This is a genomic window from Kitasatospora sp. NPDC028055 (genome assembly GCF_040637885.1).
Taxonomy (GTDB): Bacteria; Actinomycetota; Actinomycetes; order Streptomycetales; family Streptomycetaceae; genus Kitasatospora.
This window is the reverse complement of record NZ_JBEZXE010000014.1, coordinates 155,468-170,455: the sequence shown is the minus strand read 5'-3', so window position 1 is coordinate 170,455 and position 14,988 is coordinate 155,468. Positions and strand designations below refer to the sequence as shown.

At 74.6% G+C, this 14,988-nt stretch carries 14 protein-coding genes; 6 read left to right on the top strand and 8 right to left on the bottom strand.

Annotation, left to right across the window (positions count from 1 at the left end; translation table 11 throughout):
- Together AB0F71_RS17515 and AB0F71_RS17510 are read right to left on the bottom strand one after the other, a co-directional pair.
- Positions 1–1,017 (bottom strand): winged helix-turn-helix domain-containing protein (locus AB0F71_RS17515; RefSeq protein WP_360234471.1); only part of this gene is annotated, 1,017 nt, incomplete at its 3' end.
- A gap of 257 nt (positions 1,018–1,274) precedes the next feature.
- Positions 1,275–1,895: an isochorismatase family protein gene (locus tag AB0F71_RS17510; protein WP_360234468.1), complete on the bottom strand. Its 621-nt coding sequence runs from the start codon at positions 1,893–1,895 to the stop codon at positions 1,275–1,277.
- A 230-nt stretch (positions 1,896–2,125) separates the two neighbouring features.
- Here AB0F71_RS17510 and AB0F71_RS17505 point away from each other — a divergent pair, with 230 nt between their 5' ends.
- On the top strand, positions 2,126–3,220 hold the full coding sequence (locus AB0F71_RS17505; protein ID WP_360234465.1) for a helix-turn-helix domain-containing protein: 1,095 nt from the start codon (positions 2,126–2,128) through the stop codon (positions 3,218–3,220).
- Here AB0F71_RS17505 and AB0F71_RS17500 read toward each other — a convergent pair.
- The 3 genes from AB0F71_RS17500 to AB0F71_RS17490 form a co-directional block, all read right to left on the bottom strand.
- Positions 3,177–4,676, bottom strand: coding sequence for a HAMP domain-containing sensor histidine kinase (locus tag AB0F71_RS17500; protein ID WP_360234462.1), 1,500 nt, complete (start codon positions 4,674–4,676; stop codon positions 3,177–3,179). The genes AB0F71_RS17505 and AB0F71_RS17500 overlap by 44 nt on opposite strands.
- Positions 4,673–5,416 carry a response regulator transcription factor gene (locus tag AB0F71_RS17495; protein ID WP_360234459.1) on the bottom strand — a complete coding sequence of 248 codons (744 nt, stop codon included), beginning with the start codon at positions 5,414–5,416 and terminating at the stop codon, positions 4,673–4,675. The genes AB0F71_RS17500 and AB0F71_RS17495 overlap by 4 nt, the downstream gene beginning before the upstream one ends.
- Positions 5,417–5,638: 222 nt before the next feature.
- On the bottom strand, positions 5,639–6,937 hold the full coding sequence (locus tag AB0F71_RS17490) for a citrate synthase (RefSeq protein ID WP_360234456.1): 1,299 nt from the start codon (positions 6,935–6,937) through the stop codon (positions 5,639–5,641).
- 158 nt (positions 6,938–7,095) lie between these two features.
- Between AB0F71_RS17490 and AB0F71_RS17485 the strand changes: the two genes are divergently transcribed.
- Positions 7,096–8,247: a citrate synthase/methylcitrate synthase gene (locus AB0F71_RS17485; RefSeq protein WP_360234453.1), complete on the top strand. Its 1,152-nt coding sequence runs from the start codon at positions 7,096–7,098 to the stop codon at positions 8,245–8,247.
- A 183-nt stretch (positions 8,248–8,430) separates the two neighbouring features.
- Here the strand turns inward: AB0F71_RS17485 and AB0F71_RS17480 are convergent, their stop codons facing one another.
- Positions 8,431–9,126 carry an alpha/beta fold hydrolase gene (locus AB0F71_RS17480; RefSeq protein ID WP_360234450.1) on the bottom strand — a complete coding sequence of 232 codons (696 nt, stop codon included), beginning with the start codon at positions 9,124–9,126 and terminating at the stop codon, positions 8,431–8,433.
- Between the two features lie 387 nt (positions 9,127–9,513).
- Here AB0F71_RS17480 and AB0F71_RS17475 point away from each other — a divergent pair, with 387 nt between their 5' ends.
- Positions 9,514–10,320 (top strand): hypothetical protein, encoded by an 807-nt coding sequence (locus tag AB0F71_RS17475; protein WP_360234447.1) that lies wholly within the window; start codon positions 9,514–9,516, stop codon positions 10,318–10,320.
- Positions 10,321–10,742: 422 nt separating this feature from the next.
- Here the strand turns inward: AB0F71_RS17475 and AB0F71_RS17470 are convergent, their stop codons facing one another.
- The gene (locus tag AB0F71_RS17470; RefSeq protein WP_360234444.1) at positions 10,743–11,096 is read right to left on the bottom strand and encodes a DUF6401 family natural product biosynthesis protein; all 354 of its coding nucleotides are present in this window, start codon (positions 11,094–11,096) and stop codon (positions 10,743–10,745) included.
- Between the two features lie 142 nt (positions 11,097–11,238).
- Here AB0F71_RS17470 and AB0F71_RS17465 point away from each other — a divergent pair, with 142 nt between their 5' ends.
- Positions 11,239–12,165, top strand: a complete 927-nt coding sequence (locus AB0F71_RS17465) for an LLM class F420-dependent oxidoreductase (RefSeq protein ID WP_360234441.1) — start codon at positions 11,239–11,241, stop codon at positions 12,163–12,165.
- Between the two features lie 241 nt (positions 12,166–12,406).
- Here the strand turns inward: AB0F71_RS17465 and AB0F71_RS17460 are convergent, their stop codons facing one another.
- Positions 12,407–12,838 (bottom strand): HEAT repeat domain-containing protein, encoded by a 432-nt coding sequence (locus tag AB0F71_RS17460; protein ID WP_360234438.1) that lies wholly within the window; start codon positions 12,836–12,838, stop codon positions 12,407–12,409.
- 278 nt (positions 12,839–13,116) lie between these two features.
- Here AB0F71_RS17460 and AB0F71_RS17455 point away from each other — a divergent pair, with 278 nt between their 5' ends.
- Positions 13,117–13,719, top strand: coding sequence for an AAA family ATPase (locus AB0F71_RS17455; protein WP_360234435.1), 603 nt, complete (start codon positions 13,117–13,119; stop codon positions 13,717–13,719).
- Between the two features lie 114 nt (positions 13,720–13,833).
- Complete coding sequence (locus AB0F71_RS17450; RefSeq protein WP_360234432.1) at positions 13,834–14,856, top strand: zinc metalloprotease; 1,023 nt, start codon at positions 13,834–13,836, stop codon at positions 14,854–14,856.
- Positions 14,857–14,988 lie beyond the last annotated feature (132 nt).

Sequence of the window (14,988 nt, the reverse complement as noted above, 5' to 3'; positions counted from 1 at the left end):
CACTGCCGCCCCCCGGGGGGCGGCAGTGGACGCCCTACGCCGGGTCGGGGGAGGGAGGTGGCCGGCGAGGAGGGCGCGGCCGAGCGGGGTGGGGCGGTGGGTGACGGTGCGGCCCTCGCGGTCCTTGGTGGTGAGGCCGGAGTCGGCGAGGACGGTGGCGTGTTCACTCGCGGAGGCCGTGGAGATGTCCAGCAGCCCGGCCAGGTCCTTGGTGGAGCACGGGCCGTGGGTGGCGATGGCCTCCAGGGCGGCGGCGCGGGTCTGGCCGAGCAGCGCGGTGAGGTTGCGGCTCGGGGTGGGTTCGGGCTCGGGCTGCAAGGGGCCGCCGATCCTCGCCGGGTAGAGGAGGACGGGCTGCTGCCGGGGGTCCTCGAAGCGGGCGATGACGGGGCGGCGGGGGCCGAACACGCAGGGCTGGAGCAGGAGTCCGCGACCGTCCAGCCGGATGTCGTGCCGGCAGGACCCCACCAGCGGGAAGCTGAGCACCGGGCGGCGCCAGGAGACCGACGGGTGCAGCGAGGCGAGGACCCGGTCCGGTTCGCCGAGCCGGCGGCGCCGGCCGTGGTCGGTGGTGACGATGGTCTCGATCTGCCGCCGGTACGGGTCGATCGCGCGGGTCTGGTAGTCGGCGGTGACGTTGCCGAGCAGCCGCCGGGCCCGCCGGTCGCCCGCCGCCACGCTGCGCGCGAAGGCGCTCAACTGCCGGGTCCCGCCGACCGATCGCAGGTGGTCGCGGAGCGGCTCCTCGGGCGCCTCGGCGGTGGCGCTCTCGGTGGCGCCGGGGTCGCGGCGCACGGTGAGGAACTCCGGGATGGCCGAGGGGGTGTAGAGGTCGAAGAGCAGCGCGGTCCGCGGGTTCCAGGACGCCCGCAGCCGGTTGCGCCACACCTGGAAGCGTGGATCGCAGTGGCCGCTGACCAGGCCGTGGACGCTGAGGGACAGCTCCATCGACATGTCAGGACGCTCCGCCACCCGGACGCGGTCCAGGTCGTCCGCACCGAAGATGATTCGCAGCACGGACAGGATCGTCGCCCCGTGGGCGGCCGGTCCGCAAGACCGTTCGGCGAGGGCCGAATCGATTGCCCGGTGGCCCTCGGGCCCGGCAGGCTCGGAGGGCCGGCGGGGCGGCGGGCCGGCGGGGCGGCGGTCCGGCGGGGGCGGTGGTCGTCGCCTCGCCCGGGCGGGGTGCCCCGGGTGACGGACCGGGGCGCCCCGCCGGTGCGGACGCCGGTGGACGAGCAGCGGGCGTGGTCGGCGGACGGGCCGCGGGCCGCTCAGTCCAGCTCGGCCGCCGACTCGACGACCACGCCGTACAGGTCCCCGACGGTGGCGAGCGCGCCGCGGTGGACCTGGGCCGCGGTGAGCTCCTCGGTGCCGGAGTTCAGCGGGCGGGTCGCGCAGGCGTCGGCGACCACGGTGGGGCGGTTGCCGCGCAGGAAGGCGCCGGCGGCGGTGAAGGCGACGCACATGTGGGTCATGAACCCGGCGACCACCACCTCCTGGTGGCCGGCCGCGTCGACCAGTTCGCCCAGCTCGGTGCCGACGAAGGCGTCCGGGGCCTGCTTCACCACCACCCGCTCGCCCTCGGCCGGAGCCACCGCCGGGTGGATCCGCCCGATCTCCTCGCGGATGTCGTACGGGGTGCCGGTGCCGCCGTCGTTGACGACGTGGATGACGGTGGCGCCCTCGGCCCGGGCCCGGGCGAGCAGGCCGGCGGCCGCGTCCAGGGCCTCGCGCCAGCCGGTCAGCTCCATCACGCCGCGGGTGTAGGTGTTCTGGTAGTCGACCAGGAGGAGGGTGCTCGCGCCGAGCCGGGCGGGCTTGTCGTCGAGGCCGGTGAGCGTGCGCAGGGTGAGGGTGCGTGGGGTGAGGGTGCGTGGGGTGGTGCCGGGCATGGCTGTACCGCCTTCGGGGCTGGGAGGGTATCGGGGCAGGTCACGCGTGGTGCGGCCCGCCCCAGGAACGCTACGGGCGGGCCCGGCATGGCGGCAATGCCGTCCAACGTGCAGAATCCGACATCGGCGTCGGGTGCCGACGTCGGCGTCGATGACGGTGGCGGTGTTGGCGCCGGCGTCGGTGGCGGCGCATCCGCGTCGGCGGAGATCGAGCGAGAGGGGGAGGGCCCGTGGAGAGCGCGCAGCGGCTGGTCGTCATCGTGCTGTTCGAGGGGGTCGACCTGTTGGACGTCACCGGACCGCCCGAGGTGTTCGCGCTGCTCCGGCGGGAGACCGGTGACGCGGTCGGCTACCGGGTGGTGCTGGCCGCCGCCACCGCCGAGCCGGTCACCACCGCCGCCGGGGTGCGGATCCTGCCCGACCTGACCTTCGACCGGGCCGCCGCCGAGGGCGGCATCGACACCCTGCTGGTGCCCGGGTCGGTGGAGGTCGACCAGGCCGGGCGGGTCAGGGCGTTGGCCGACCCGGAGGTGGTCGAGCAGGTGCGCCGGTTGGCGGCCCGTTCGCGCCGGGTCGCCTCGGTGTGCGTCGGCGCGCACCTGCTGGCCGCCGCCGGGCTGCTGGACGGCAGGCGGGCCACCACCCACTGGTCGACCGCGGGCCAACTCGCCGCCGAGTACCCGCAGATCGAGGTCGACGCGGACCCGATCTTCATCCGCGCGGGCGAGGTCTGGACGGGCGCGGGCATCAGCGCCTGCCTGGACCTCTCGCTCGCCCTGGTCGCCGAGGACTTCGGCGAGGAGCTCGCGCTGCGGGTCGCCCGCCAGCTGGTGATGTACCTCAAACGCCCCAGCGGCCAGAGCCAGTTCAGCGTCCCGCTGGAGCCGGTCTCGACCACCCGGCGGATCGAGGAGCTGCGCCACCACGTCCTGCGCAACCTCACCGGCCGGCTCACCGTGCCCGAGCTCGCGGCCCACGCGCACCTCAGCGAACGGCAGTTGGTCCGGATCTTCAAGTCCGAGCTCGGCACCACCCCGAGCGCCTACGTCGAGTCGGCCCGGGTCGAACTCGCCCGCCACCGGCTGGAGTCGGGCGACGACACCCTCGAACGCATCGCCACCGCCTGCGGGTTCGGCACCACCGACACCCTGGTGCGGGCCTTCCGCCGCCGGCTGGACACCACGCCGACCGACTACCGTCGGCGCTTCCGTACGGCGGTGCCGGATGCGACGGCCACGACGGACACGACCGCCACGACGGCCGTCACGCCCGAGGCGGCCGTCACGCCCGAGGCGGCCGTACGGGCTGACGCAGCCGCACCGTGAAAGTGGTGCGGCCGGGCCGACTGGTCGCCTCGACCGTGCCGCCGTGCGCCTGGACCACGGCCCGGACGATGGCCAGGCCCAGTCCGGTCGAGCCGGTGGTCCGGGAGCGGGCCCGGTCGCCCCGGACGAAGCGTTCGAAGACCCGCTCCAGCAGCTCCTCCGGGATCCCCGGGCCCTCGTCGGTGACGCTCAACTCGACGTGCTCGTCGCCGGGTTCGAGGCGCAGCTCGACCGCCGTACCCGCCGGGGTGTGGGTACGGGCGTTGGCCAGCAGGTTGGCCACCACCTGGCTCAGCCGGTGCTCGTCCCCGCGCACCAGCACCGGCTCCTCGGGCAGCGCCAGGCGCCAGCGGTGGTCGGGGCCGGCCGCCCGGGCGTCGGCCACGGCGTTCAGCGCGATCCGGGTGAGGTCCACCTCGTCCCCGGCCAGTGGGCGGCCCGCGTCCAGCCGGGCGAGCAGCAGCAGGTCCTCGACGATCGCGCCCATCCGCAGCGCCTCGGCGTCGATCCGCTCCAGCGAGTGCCGCACCTCGCCGGGCACCTGGCCCGGGTGGCGCAGCGCCAGTTCGGCATGGCCGCGGACGGCGGCGACCGGGGTGCGCAGTTCGTGGCTGGCGTCGGCGGCGAAGCCACGCAGCCGCTCCTCGACCGCGTGCCGGCGGGCCAGCGCGTCGCCGACGTGGCCGAGCATCCGGTTGAGCGCCGCGCCGACCCGGCCGACCTCGGTGCGCGGGTCGTCGTCCGGGACCCGCTCGGCGAGCATCACCGCGCCGCTGGCGAGCGGCAGCGCGCTCACCCGCTCGGCCATGCCGACCACCCGGCGCAGCGGGCGCAGCGACCAGCCGACCCAGACCGCCCCGGCCCCGCCGGCCGCGGCGACGGCGATCGCGAAGACGGTCAGCTCCAGGGTCTCCAGCCGTGTCACGGTGTCCTCGGCCGGGCCCATCGGCAGCCCGCTGACCAGCACGTCGCCGTCCCGGCCTGCCACCGCCCGGACCCGGTAGTGGCCCAGGGTGCCGCCGAGGTCCAGGGTGCGGGCCGGGCCGCCCGGTGGCAGGGCGGCCAGGCGGTGCTGTTCGTCGGGCGTGAAGGTGACCCGGTCGTCCGCGTCGTCCGGGTTGTCGACGTCGTCGGCGTCCCCGTCGACCACCCCGGCGGCGGTGACCCGGCCCCCGAGCAGCCGGACGCCCAGGGTGCCGGGGGTCTGGGCCCGGGTGTCCGGGCCGGCGCCGGTGCCGGTGTGCTCCAGGCTGGCGGCGTAGCGGCCGCCGGCCTCGGCGAGCTGCTGGTCCAGGCGGTCGACCAGGAAGTGCCGCAGGGCGGCGGCGGTGGCGAAGCCGACGGCGGCGCAGGTGACCACCAGCAGCACCAGCAGTCCGGCGATCAGGCGCGCTCGGAGCGTACGGGGCAGCAGCTTCCGCAGGGCCCGCACGGCCCGTGCGGCGGCCCGCCTCATTGCGCGGCCTTGATCAGGTAGCCCGCGCCCCGGACGGTGTGGATCATCGGGCTGCGGCCCGCGTCCAGCTTCTTGCGCAGATAGCTGATGTACAGCTCCACGATGTGTGCCTGCCCGCCGAAGTCGTACGACCAGACCGCGTCCAGGATCTGCGCCTTGCTGAGCACCTGCCGGGGGTGGCGCATCAGGTGGGCGAGCAGCGCGTACTCGGTCGGGCTGAGCTCGACGGTCTCGCCGTCCCTGGTCACCTCGCGGGCCCGGTCGTCCAGGACGAGGTCGCCGAGCACCAGGGCGTGCGCGGGCGGCCGGCGCGGCCCGTCCGTCGGAGCGGCCCGGCGCAGCAGCCCGCGCAGCCGGACCACCACCTCGGCCAGGCTGAACGGCTTGGTGACGTAGTCGTCACCACCGGCCGCGATCCCCGCGATCCGCTCCTCGACGGCGTCCCGGGCGGTGAGGAAGAGCACCCGTACCTCGGGCTGCTCGGCGTGGATCCGGCGCAGCACCTCCAGTCCGTCGAGGTCGGGCAGCATCACGTCGAGGACCACGGCGTGGGGCCGCCAGTGCGCCGCCTCCCGGACGGCCTCCAGGCCGGTGGTCGCGCCGCGGGCCTGCCAGCCCTCGTAGCGGACGGCGCCGCAGACCACCTCGACCAGGTCCGGTTCGTCGTCGACGACCAGGACGCGCCAGTCCGGGCGGTCGCCGCTGCCGGCGGCGTCGGGGCGGGCGGCGGTGTCGTCCATGGTGCTCCCTCGGCTCGGCGGTGGACGGCGTCCACCGCCGCGGCGTTCATTCCTGCGGCGTCCACTCCGCGGCGCCCATTCCCTGCGGCGTGCATTCTGGCCCGCCGCGATGAGAGACCCGTGAGAGCACCGGAACCGGTTTGTGGCCCCCAAGGCGACTGACCTGGGCGAACACGGTGGGGAGCGAGCGCCGGCCACCACCCCCTGACAGCGGCGAGGACTTCATCGACTGAGCGCGGAGCCAGCCCCGTAGTCCGTCCCGGAGTCCGCCTCGGCGCCCTGCGGGCGCGGTCCGGTGTAGGTGGCCCGGGCCCGCATCCGCAGGGGCTCCTCGCGGTACTCCTCCATCGCGTGGGCCAGCCAGCCGGGGGTGCGGGCCACGGCGAAGACCACCTCGCCGGCCTCCGCGGGCAGTCCGGCGGTCAGTGCCATGGCGGCCAGCGCCAGGTCGATGTTGGCCCGCTGGGCGGGCCGGCCGGCCGGGCCCGCGGCCGCCTCCACCGCGGCGACCGCCGCCACCACCTCCGCTCCGCCGTCGAGTCGACGGACCGCGTCGAGCAGGGCGACCGCCCGGGGGTCGCCGTCCGGGTAGAGCCGGTGGCCGAGCCCCGGGATCGGTCGGCCGGTGCGCAGGTAGTCGGAGACCACGGGCACCGCGCCGTCGGCCAGTACCTCGGCGAGCATCCGGTGCGCCAGTGGGCTGGCCGCGCCGTGCAGGGGGCCGTCGGTGGCACCCAGTCCGGCGGAGACCACCGCGTACGGATGCGCCCGCGCCGAGGCGGCCACCCGCGCCGCCACGGTGGAGACCGCCAGTTCGTGGTCGATCAGCAGCACCAGGGCCCGGTCCAGGCAGGCCAGCTCCCCGGGCGCGGCGGCGGCGGTCGCCAGCCGGCTCCACAGCCGCGCGGCCAGCGGGGCGTCGGGCCCGGGGTCGGGCGCGGTGCGCGGCAGGGCCTCCACCATCCCGGCGATCAGAGCCGCCCCGGCCGCCCGGACGGTCTGTTCGCGCAGGTCGAAGCGGAGCGGGTCGAGCGTGGCGGCGACGGTGACCGCGATCCGGAGCCGGTCGGGCAGCCGGATCCCGTCGGGCAGCGTGGAGGCGGCACGGGCCAGCGCCTCGGCAGTGGCCGGCGGTACCCGCAGCTCCACCGGCGCTTCGGTGCCCAGCCCCCAGAACCAGCCGATCCCGGCCTCGAAGCCGTGTTCGGCGGCCAGCTCGACGGCGTCGCGGCCGCGGTAGTAGAGCCGGCCGTTCTCGATCAGGGTCAGCCCGGTCCGGACCCCGACCGGTTCGGTCCCCCACCCCGGTTCGGCGCCCGACGGCGCTGCCGCCACCGGTCGCACCGGCGCGCGACGGCCGCGGGTGGCCAGCTCGGCGACCTCGCGGGCGTCGAAGGTGCTGCCCTTGCCTCCCGGAGCCCGCTCGCTGCTGAGCTGCCCGCGGCTGGCGTAGGCGTACACCGTCTCCACCTTCACGCCGAGCTGCTCGGCGACCTGCTGGGTGGTCAAGCGTTCGGCCATCGTCCGCCCTCGTCGTCCTGTGGCGCCTCCGCGCCTTGACGATCCACAGTATTACACATTGATTTCAATCAACATTGACAACATGGATCAACGGTCGGAGAGTACAGAACGTCGCCGGAAGCACGCAGCCGGGAAGATCCACGAGAAGGGCCACAGCCATGCCGAGCACCACCGAGATCGAGGTCCCCCGCGGCCTCAAGGGCGTCGTGGTCACCGAGACCGAACTCGGCGACGTCCGCGGCCTGGAGGGCTTCTACCGCTACCGCCAGTACTCGGCGATCGACCTCGCCGAACAGCGCACCCTGGAGGACGTCTGGCACCTGATGCTCCTCGGCGAACTGCCGGACGCAGCCGGCCGCGCCGCATTCCTCGCCCGCACCACCCCACTGCGCCGCCTGCCGGACGCACTGCGCCCGCTCCTGCCCGCGCTGGCGGCGGGCACCGCGCACGGCGGCCCGCTCGCCACCCTGGGCGCCGCGCTCTCGGTCGCCGCCGCCGACCGCGGCATCCGCCCCCTCTACGACACCACGCCCGAGCAGCGGATCGAGGACGCGCTGTTCGCCACCGCGCTGGTGCCCACCGTCCTGACCGCGCTGCACCGACTGCAGCAGGGCCGGCAACCGGTGGAACCGCGCGACGACCTCGGCTACGCGGCCAACTACCTCTACATGCTGACCGGCGAGGAGCCCGGGCCCGCCGAGGCCCGGGCGATCGAGCAGTACCTGATCTCCACGGTGGACCACGGCTTCAACGCCTCCACCTTCACCGCCCGGGTGATCGCCTCCACCGGGGCCGACCTCGTCGCCTGCCTGGTCGGCGGGCTCGGCGCGCTCTCCGGGCCACTGCACGGCGGCGCGCCCAGCCGGGCCCTGGACACACTGGACGCGATCGGCACCCCGGACCGGATCGACGGCTGGATCCGCGAGCACGTACTGGCCGGCGACCGGATCATGGGCTTCGGCCACGCCGTCTACCGCACCGAGGACCCGCGGTCCCGCATGCTGCGCGGCGTCGCCGAATCCTTCGGCGGTGAACTCGTCGACCTCGCCGTCCAGGTGGAGGCCCGGGTCGAGGCGATCCTGGCCGAGCTGAAGCCGGGGCGCGAACTGCACACCAACGTGGAGTTCTACGCCGGTGTGGTGATGCACCTCTGCGGCCTGCCGAGGGAGATGTTCACGCCCACGTTCGCCGCGGCCCGGGCGATCGGCTGGAGTGCCAACATCCTGGAGCAGGCCGCCGACCCCAAGATCATCCGCCCGGCCGCCCGCTACACCGGCCCCGCGGCTCCTCAGCCGCTGCCGACGGCCTGACCGCCCGCCTGCCGCAGGCCGTCTCGTCCCACTCGCAACGGCGGGGCGTGGAGCAACTTCGGGGGGCGCGGAGCAACTTCGGGGGCGCGGCGCAACTTCGGGGCGCGGCGCAGCGGCGGTGCTCCCGCACCGTGAGGAGGGGAGGTCCGGCATCGGCCGGCAGGGCCCCTGCGGGCGTCGGCGTCAGGGGGTGGCGGTGCGGGGCTGGCGGGGGAGCGGGAGAGCGAGGGCCTCGGGGGAGGTGGGCGGGAGGGCCAGCGCTGAGGCGGTCTCGGCCGGGAGAGGGCGGAGGCCGAGGAGGGCGGTGGTGAGGCGGGTGGTGGCGCGGTGCCAGTCGGGGATGCGCTGGAGCATGGCGTGGCCGCTGCCGGTGACGGTGTAGCCGCAGACGCGGGCGCCGGCGGCGCGGCTGCGGGCCGCGAAGGCGCGGGTGTCGACGGGCAGGGTGACGGTGTCGCGGTCGCCGTGCAGCAACAGGACGTCGCGGTCGGCGAGCTGCTCGCAGGGGTCGGAGGCCGGGCACCAGGGGGCGAGGGCGACCAGGCCGGTGACGGACGGGTGGCCACCGACCCGCAGCGCGGCGCGGCCGCCCATGGAGTGGCCGACCAGGACGGTGGGCACCGGGCCGAGCGCGGCCGTCAGGTCGTCGAGCGCGGCGGACGCGTCCCGGGCGGCGTCGGCGCGGGCGCCGTTCCAGCCGCGGTGGCGGTAGCGGACGGTGGCGACGGCGACGCCGTGACCCGCGGTCTCCCGGGCCAGGGCGCGCAGGAAGCCGTGCATCCGCAGCAGCGGGAGGTTGAGCCGGCGGGGCCGGGCGAGGTTGTGCTCCTCACCGCCGTGCAGGACCAGGACGGCGGCCCTGGCCGCCGGGGGCCGCACCTGCCAGCGCAGCGCCCGGTGCGCGCTACCCGGACCGGTCCCCGGACCGGAGCCCGGACCGTTACTCGTACCTGCGCCCGTGCCCGTGCCCGTGCCCGTACCTTCGCCTGCGGTGGCGTCCGAGCCCGCACCGCCACCGCTCACCTTCGCACCGTCCAGCACAGTCCAGCTCCGTCCCGCCCCGTCATCGTGGATCCGTAGTCCGTGGCCCCCGTCCCCGCCGCCGTCGGCCCGGACCGCCACTGTACGCGTGCGGATGGCGGGACCGTTCACCCGACGGAACCATCCCGGACACTCCGGCGCGCGCGGCCGGGGCGGGGTGCTGCTATCCACAAAGGGGGGTCGCCTGCGCCGCTCGTGGCGCGGTGTCACCGAGTGGAGGACTTCGTGGCTCAGCAGCTCGCACTCTCCGTCGACTTCGGGTCGGGTTTCACCCAGGCCTGGGGCAAGATCGCCAAGGTCGTCCCGCAGTTCATCGCCTTCCTGGTGATCCTGGCCATCGGCTGGTTCGTGGCCAAGGCGATCGCCCGGATCCTGGACCGCGTGCTGCGCCGCGTGGGCTCCGAGAAGGTCGCCGCACGGGCCGGGATGGCCCGGTACCTGAGCGGTTCCAAGTACGACATGACCGGCATCATCTGCAAGATCGTCTACTACGCGGTCCTGCTGATGGCGCTCCAGCTGGCCTTCGGCGTCTTCGGGCCGAACCCGATCAGCGTGATGATCCACAGCATCGTCGCCTGGCTGCCCAGGGGCATCGTCGCGGTCGCGATCGTGGTGGTGGCGATGGCCATCGCCAACGGCGTGCGCGACATCGTTGGCAACGCGCTGTCGGGCGCCTCGTACGGGCGCACCGTCTCCACGGTGGCCTGGGCGTTCATCGTGGGGCTCGGGGTGATCGCGGCGCTCGGCCAGGCCGGGATCGCGACCGCGATCACCGGACCGGTGCTGATCGCGGCGCTGGCCACCGTCACCGGGGTGCTGGTGGTCGGCGTCGGCGGCGGCCTGATCATGCCGATGCGGCAGCGCTGGGAGCGGTGGCTGGACAGCGCGGAGCAGGAGACCGCCCGGCTGCGCGGCACCGCCTACCAGGCCGGCCGCTCGGACGCGCTGGCCAACCAGCCGATCCGGCCGACCACCCAGACCGGCCCGGGCAACCCGCCGGTGCCGGGGATCGACCCGGGTGAGAATCGGTAGACCGGTCTACCTGGCCTTTTCGGTCCACCCGGTCCACCCGGCCCACCCGGTTCCCCTCGATTTCCCCTTCCGGTTTACCCGGCCCCCGGTGTCTACCCGGTCTACCCGGTCCCCTGGGGCTACCCGGTTCCTCCGGTCTACCTGGCCACCCGGCCTGACGGGAGATCTCTAGACCGGTCTACATATCCATCGGGCTCAATGCGAGATAGGTAGACCGGTCTGCAGGGCTCAGCGAGAGGCCCTGTAGACCGGTCTACCTATTTCTGTCGCCATCAGTGGACCGGTCTGCATATTTCCCCCACGACCCGCGATTCCGCTGTCCGGGATTGGCAGACCGGCATCGGCGGAGCGGGATCGGCGGAGCGGGTCCACCGATCCCGCCCTCCGCCCGCGTCGCCCCCTCCGCTCCTCCGCCCCTCGGATCAGACCTCCAGCAGGCCCTGGTTGCGCACCAGCCAGCAGATCGCCGTCAGCCTGGTCACGGCGTAGTCGTAGCCGACCGGCTCCCGCCAGCCGATCTCGGTGAGCGCGTCCAGGAAGCCGAGCGCGTAGTCCGACAGTTCCTCACGGTCCAGCGGCCGGGGCGCGAGCTCCGGTCCCTGCGCGTACAGCAGCTCGCGCAGCATCGCCGCGTGCTGGTCGACGGCCGCGACGAAACCGGGCTCGAAGGCGAACTCGGCCAGCCGGGGCGTGAAAGCGGCCACGATGCCCGGCAGCGGGCAGCCGGCCGGCTCGTCGGGGGAGTGCCGGAAGGACTCGTCGGGGGTCGCGAACATCCGTCCACGGTAGGCGAGGCGCCGTGGTGGCGAGCCGGGACGTGACGGTTCCGTGTTGAGACCTTGGCCACCTTCGGAACGTTCCGTGGCATGGCCGATTCCCTGCGTTCCCGAGCGGGTGATCCGTACCAGAATGGCCCGCATGGATCTCCGCATCTTCACCGAGCCCCAGCAGGGCGCGAGCTACGACACCCTCCTCAAGGTCGCCCGCACCGCCGAGGAACTCGGCGTGTTCAGCGCCTTCTTCCGTTCCGACCACTACCTCAAGATGGGCGACGTGGACGGCCTGCCCGGCCCCACCGACGCCTGGATCACGCTGGCCGGCCTGGCCCGTGACACCAGCACCATCCGGCTCGGCACCCTGATGACGGCCGCCACCTTCCGGCTGCCGGGCGTCACGGCGATCCAGGTGGCCCAGGTCGACGCGATGAGCGGCGGCCGGGTGGAGTTCGGCCTCGGCGCCGGCTGGTACGAGGCCGAGCACGCCGCGTACGGCATCCCGTTCCCGAAGGAGAAGTTCGGGCGGCTGGAGGAGCAGCTGGAGATCATCACCGGGCTGTGGCGGACCAAGCTCGGTGACACCTTCGACTTCGCCGGGGAGTACTACACCCTCACCGACTCGCCCGCGCTGCCCAAGCCCGCCCAGGAGCGCATTCCGGTGCTGGTCGGCGGTTCGGGCCCGAAGCGAACCCCGGCGCTGGCCGCCCGCTTCGCCGACGAGTTCAACCTGCCGTTCGCCTCGCTGGACGACACCGCCGCCCAGTTCGGCCGGGTCCGGGCGGCCGTCGAGCAGGTCGGACGCTCGGCCGACGACCTGGTGTACTCCAACGCCCTGGTGCTCTGCGTCGGCCGGGACGACGCCGAGGTGGCCCGTCGGGCCGCCGTGATCGGCCGCGAGGTGGCCGAGCTCAAGGAGAACGGCCTGGCCGGCACCCCGGGCGAGGTGGTGGAGAAGCTCGGCCGGTACGCGGCCGTCGGCAGTGAGCGGGTCTACCTCCAGGTGCTCGACCTGAGTGACCTCGACCACCTGGAGCTGGTCGCCGCACAGGTGGCCCCGCAGCTCGGCTAGGCCGTCTACGAGCGGTTCGCCCGCTGGGAAACGGACGGGACCTGGGCGAAGCTCCTCGAGCACGTCCAGGTCCGGGACGACGCGACGCCACCACCTTCGGCCGGGTCCGTGACGCCACCCGGAGCGCGCGCGCCGGCACCGGCCGTCCGCGCACGACACCGGACCGGACCGAGTACTGGACGGCAAGTTCCGCGCGATAGCCGCCCGCTACCGCGCCGGAGTCAACATCTCCCAGCTGCCGTTATTCGACCTGCTCGACCTGCTCGACTGCCCGGCGAACGGCGGCGCGGAGTTCCTCGTCGGGCTCGTTCCGCCTGAGCACGGCTTCGAGGGAAACCTGCGCCGCCTCCCGCACATCGGGATCCGGGTCGGAGAGCGCGGTGGTGATGATCGGCGCGTGCGCCACAGCATCGGGGCCGAAGATGCCGAGGCCTTCGATCCCTGCGCGCCGCAGCATCGGATCCTGTGCCGCCGTAGCCGCGACGAGGAGTTCCAGAGCCTCAACAGGTGCCTCCGCGCACAGCAGCGCCAGGCCGAACAGCGCCTGCTCGAACTCTGCGGTGTCGTGGCGTGTGGCTGCGGCGAGCCGCTTGAGCGCCTCGCTCACCGCCGACGGGCAGGCCGCACGATGGCTGACCTCGTCGGCCCGGGTGGGGGCGGTGGCGTCGTCCATTCGGCCATCCTGCCAGCAGCTGAGACCCGATTCCGCTGGGGAGCGACCCGCTGGGCCTCTCCCCGCCTCCACCGAGGCCCTCATACCCGCCCTGACCACGGGTCTTTACTCGTTCTTGGTCATACGCCATGCTCGTGGCAGGGAACGCGAGTGGAAGCGGGGGCGGAGGGCCGGTGACGGGGACACGAATACCGCGGGCGGCGGTGCCACGGGTGCCGCCGCCCCGCGCTGCCGAGGACCGCACTGCCGAGGACCGCACTGCCGAGAGCAGTGCTGCCGTGGACCGCGCTGCCCACGGCCGGACGGTCCGCGCCGGCGTGCACGAGCTGCGCGGCCCCGGCCCGGCCGTGCTGCGCTACCCCGCCGACGACCTGCTGGTCGTCACCGGGCTGCCCGGAAGCGGCAAGAGCACCCTGATGCGCCGCAGTGTCCGCGCCCCGCTGGTCGACTCCCAGCTGGTCCGCGAGGAGTACGCGTCCCGGCTGCCCGGCCGCCTCCCGTACGCGCTGTACCGGCCGCTGGCCCGGCTGGCGCACTACGGCCGGCTGCGCCGGGCGGTGCTGGACGGCGGGCCGCTGGCCGTGCACGACTGCGGCACGCTGCCCTTCGTCCGGTCCTGGCTGGTCCGGGCCGCCGCCCGGCAGGGGCGCCGGGTGCACCTGCTGCTGCTCGACGTGGACCCGCAGGAGGCCCGGGCGGGCCAGCGGCGGCGCGGCCGGTGGGTCTCGCGCTACGCCTTCGCCCGGCACCGGGGCGCGGCCGCCCGGCTGCGCGGGCAGCTGCTCAGGGCGGGGCGGCCGCCGGCCGGCTGTGCGTCGGCCGTGGTACTCGACCGGGGTGCCGCGCGCGCCCTGCGGGAGATCGACTTCTCGGCGTCGTAGTCTCGGGCCGGTCCGCGCCGGGCGCCGGTCACCGGTGGGCGGGCCCGAGGCGCGGCCGGTGCCCCGTCACCTCCCCCCGCCACCTCCCTGGTCACCTCCCCGTCAGGAGCGCTGATGCGCCGTACTGCCCGGGTGCGCTCGCGTGCCCCCCGTCTGTTCCCCTGCGCCGCCGCGCTGGTTGCCGCGGCCGGTCTGAGCCAGTTCGCCGCCCCGGCCCCGCACCGTACGGTGGCGGCCGTCTGCGACGGCACCGCGGCCGAGACCGCCGCCGAGACCGCCGCCACCGGTGCGGACGCCACCGGTGCCGCCTCCACCGGTGCCGCCGCCGCCCGGAAGCCTGCGGGCAGTCAGGCGGGCCGGGACCCGAACGCCGTGAGCGCCGGTGAGGCCCGGGCGATGCAGGCGGACCTGGACCACCGGCTCACCGAGCTCGGCCCCGCCCACGTGCAGCTGGCCGCCGCCCCGACCACCGTCCCGGTGTACGTCCACGTGATCCACTCCGGGGACGCCGGCCGGCTGGACGCGGGCGTGGTGGCCGCCCAGATCGACCACCTCAACGCCACCTACGGCGGCCAGGGCGAGGGCAACACCCCCACCCGGTTCCACTTCGAGCTGGCCGGCACCGACTGGACCGACAACGCCGGCTGGTACTCCGGCATGACCCCCGGTGCCGCCGCCGAGCGGTCGATGAAGAGCGCCCTGCGCAAGGGGGACCAGGGCACCCTCAACCTGTACACCGCCCACCTCGGCCAGTCCCTGCTCGGCTGGTCGACCTTCCCGAACGCCTACCGCTCGGCCCCGACGGACGACGGCGTGGTGATCCTGGACGACTCGCTGCCCGGCGGCCCCGCCACCCACTACAACGAGGGCAACACCGCCACCCACGAGATCGGCCACTGGCTCGGCCTCTTCCACACCTTCCAGGGCGGCTGCCTGCTCCCGGGCGACTACGTGGACGACACCCCGCCCGAGCGCAGCGCCGCCTACGGCTGCCCCGAGGGCCGGCACACCTGCCCGGGCGGCGGGCTCGACCCGATCCACAACTTCATGGACTACGGCTACGACTCCTGCATGTCCCAGTTCACCCCGGGGCAGGCCCAGCGGATGTCCAACTCCTGGGACGCCTACCGCAGTTGACCGCAGCCAGGAAACCGGGAAACCAGGAGGCCGGGTCGCAAGCCATCCCGGGCGTCCTGGAAGCCGCCGGGTGAATGCCCGATTTGATCTATGTTCGGACGATCCGTGCCGAGCAGCCGAGCAGGAGTGACC

What these genes read in the sequence shown, in the direction of transcription:
- AB0F71_RS17510 (WP_360234468.1), bottom strand. Translation starts at nt 1,895, where the DNA reads ATGCCCGGCACCACCCCACGCACCCTCACCCCACGCACCCTCACCCTG.
- AB0F71_RS17500 (WP_360234462.1), bottom strand. Translation starts at nt 4,676, where the DNA reads ATGAGGCGGGCCGCCGCACGGGCCGTGCGGGCCCTGCGGAAGCTGCTG.
- AB0F71_RS17495 (WP_360234459.1), bottom strand. Translation starts at nt 5,416, where the DNA reads ATGGACGACACCGCCGCCCGCCCCGACGCCGCCGGCAGCGGCGACCGC.
- AB0F71_RS17490 (WP_360234456.1), bottom strand. Translation starts at nt 6,937, where the DNA reads ATGGCCGAACGCTTGACCACCCAGCAGGTCGCCGAGCAGCTCGGCGTG.
- AB0F71_RS17485 (WP_360234453.1), top strand. Translation starts at nt 7,096, where the DNA reads ATGCCGAGCACCACCGAGATCGAGGTCCCCCGCGGCCTCAAGGGCGTC.
- AB0F71_RS17470 (WP_360234444.1), bottom strand. Translation starts at nt 11,096, where the DNA reads ATGTTCGCGACCCCCGACGAGTCCTTCCGGCACTCCCCCGACGAGCCG.
- AB0F71_RS17465 (WP_360234441.1), top strand. Translation starts at nt 11,239, where the DNA reads ATGGATCTCCGCATCTTCACCGAGCCCCAGCAGGGCGCGAGCTACGAC.
- AB0F71_RS17460 (WP_360234438.1), bottom strand. Translation starts at nt 12,838, where the DNA reads ATGGACGACGCCACCGCCCCCACCCGGGCCGACGAGGTCAGCCATCGT.
- AB0F71_RS17450 (WP_360234432.1), top strand. Translation starts at nt 13,834, where the DNA reads ATGCGCCGTACTGCCCGGGTGCGCTCGCGTGCCCCCCGTCTGTTCCCC.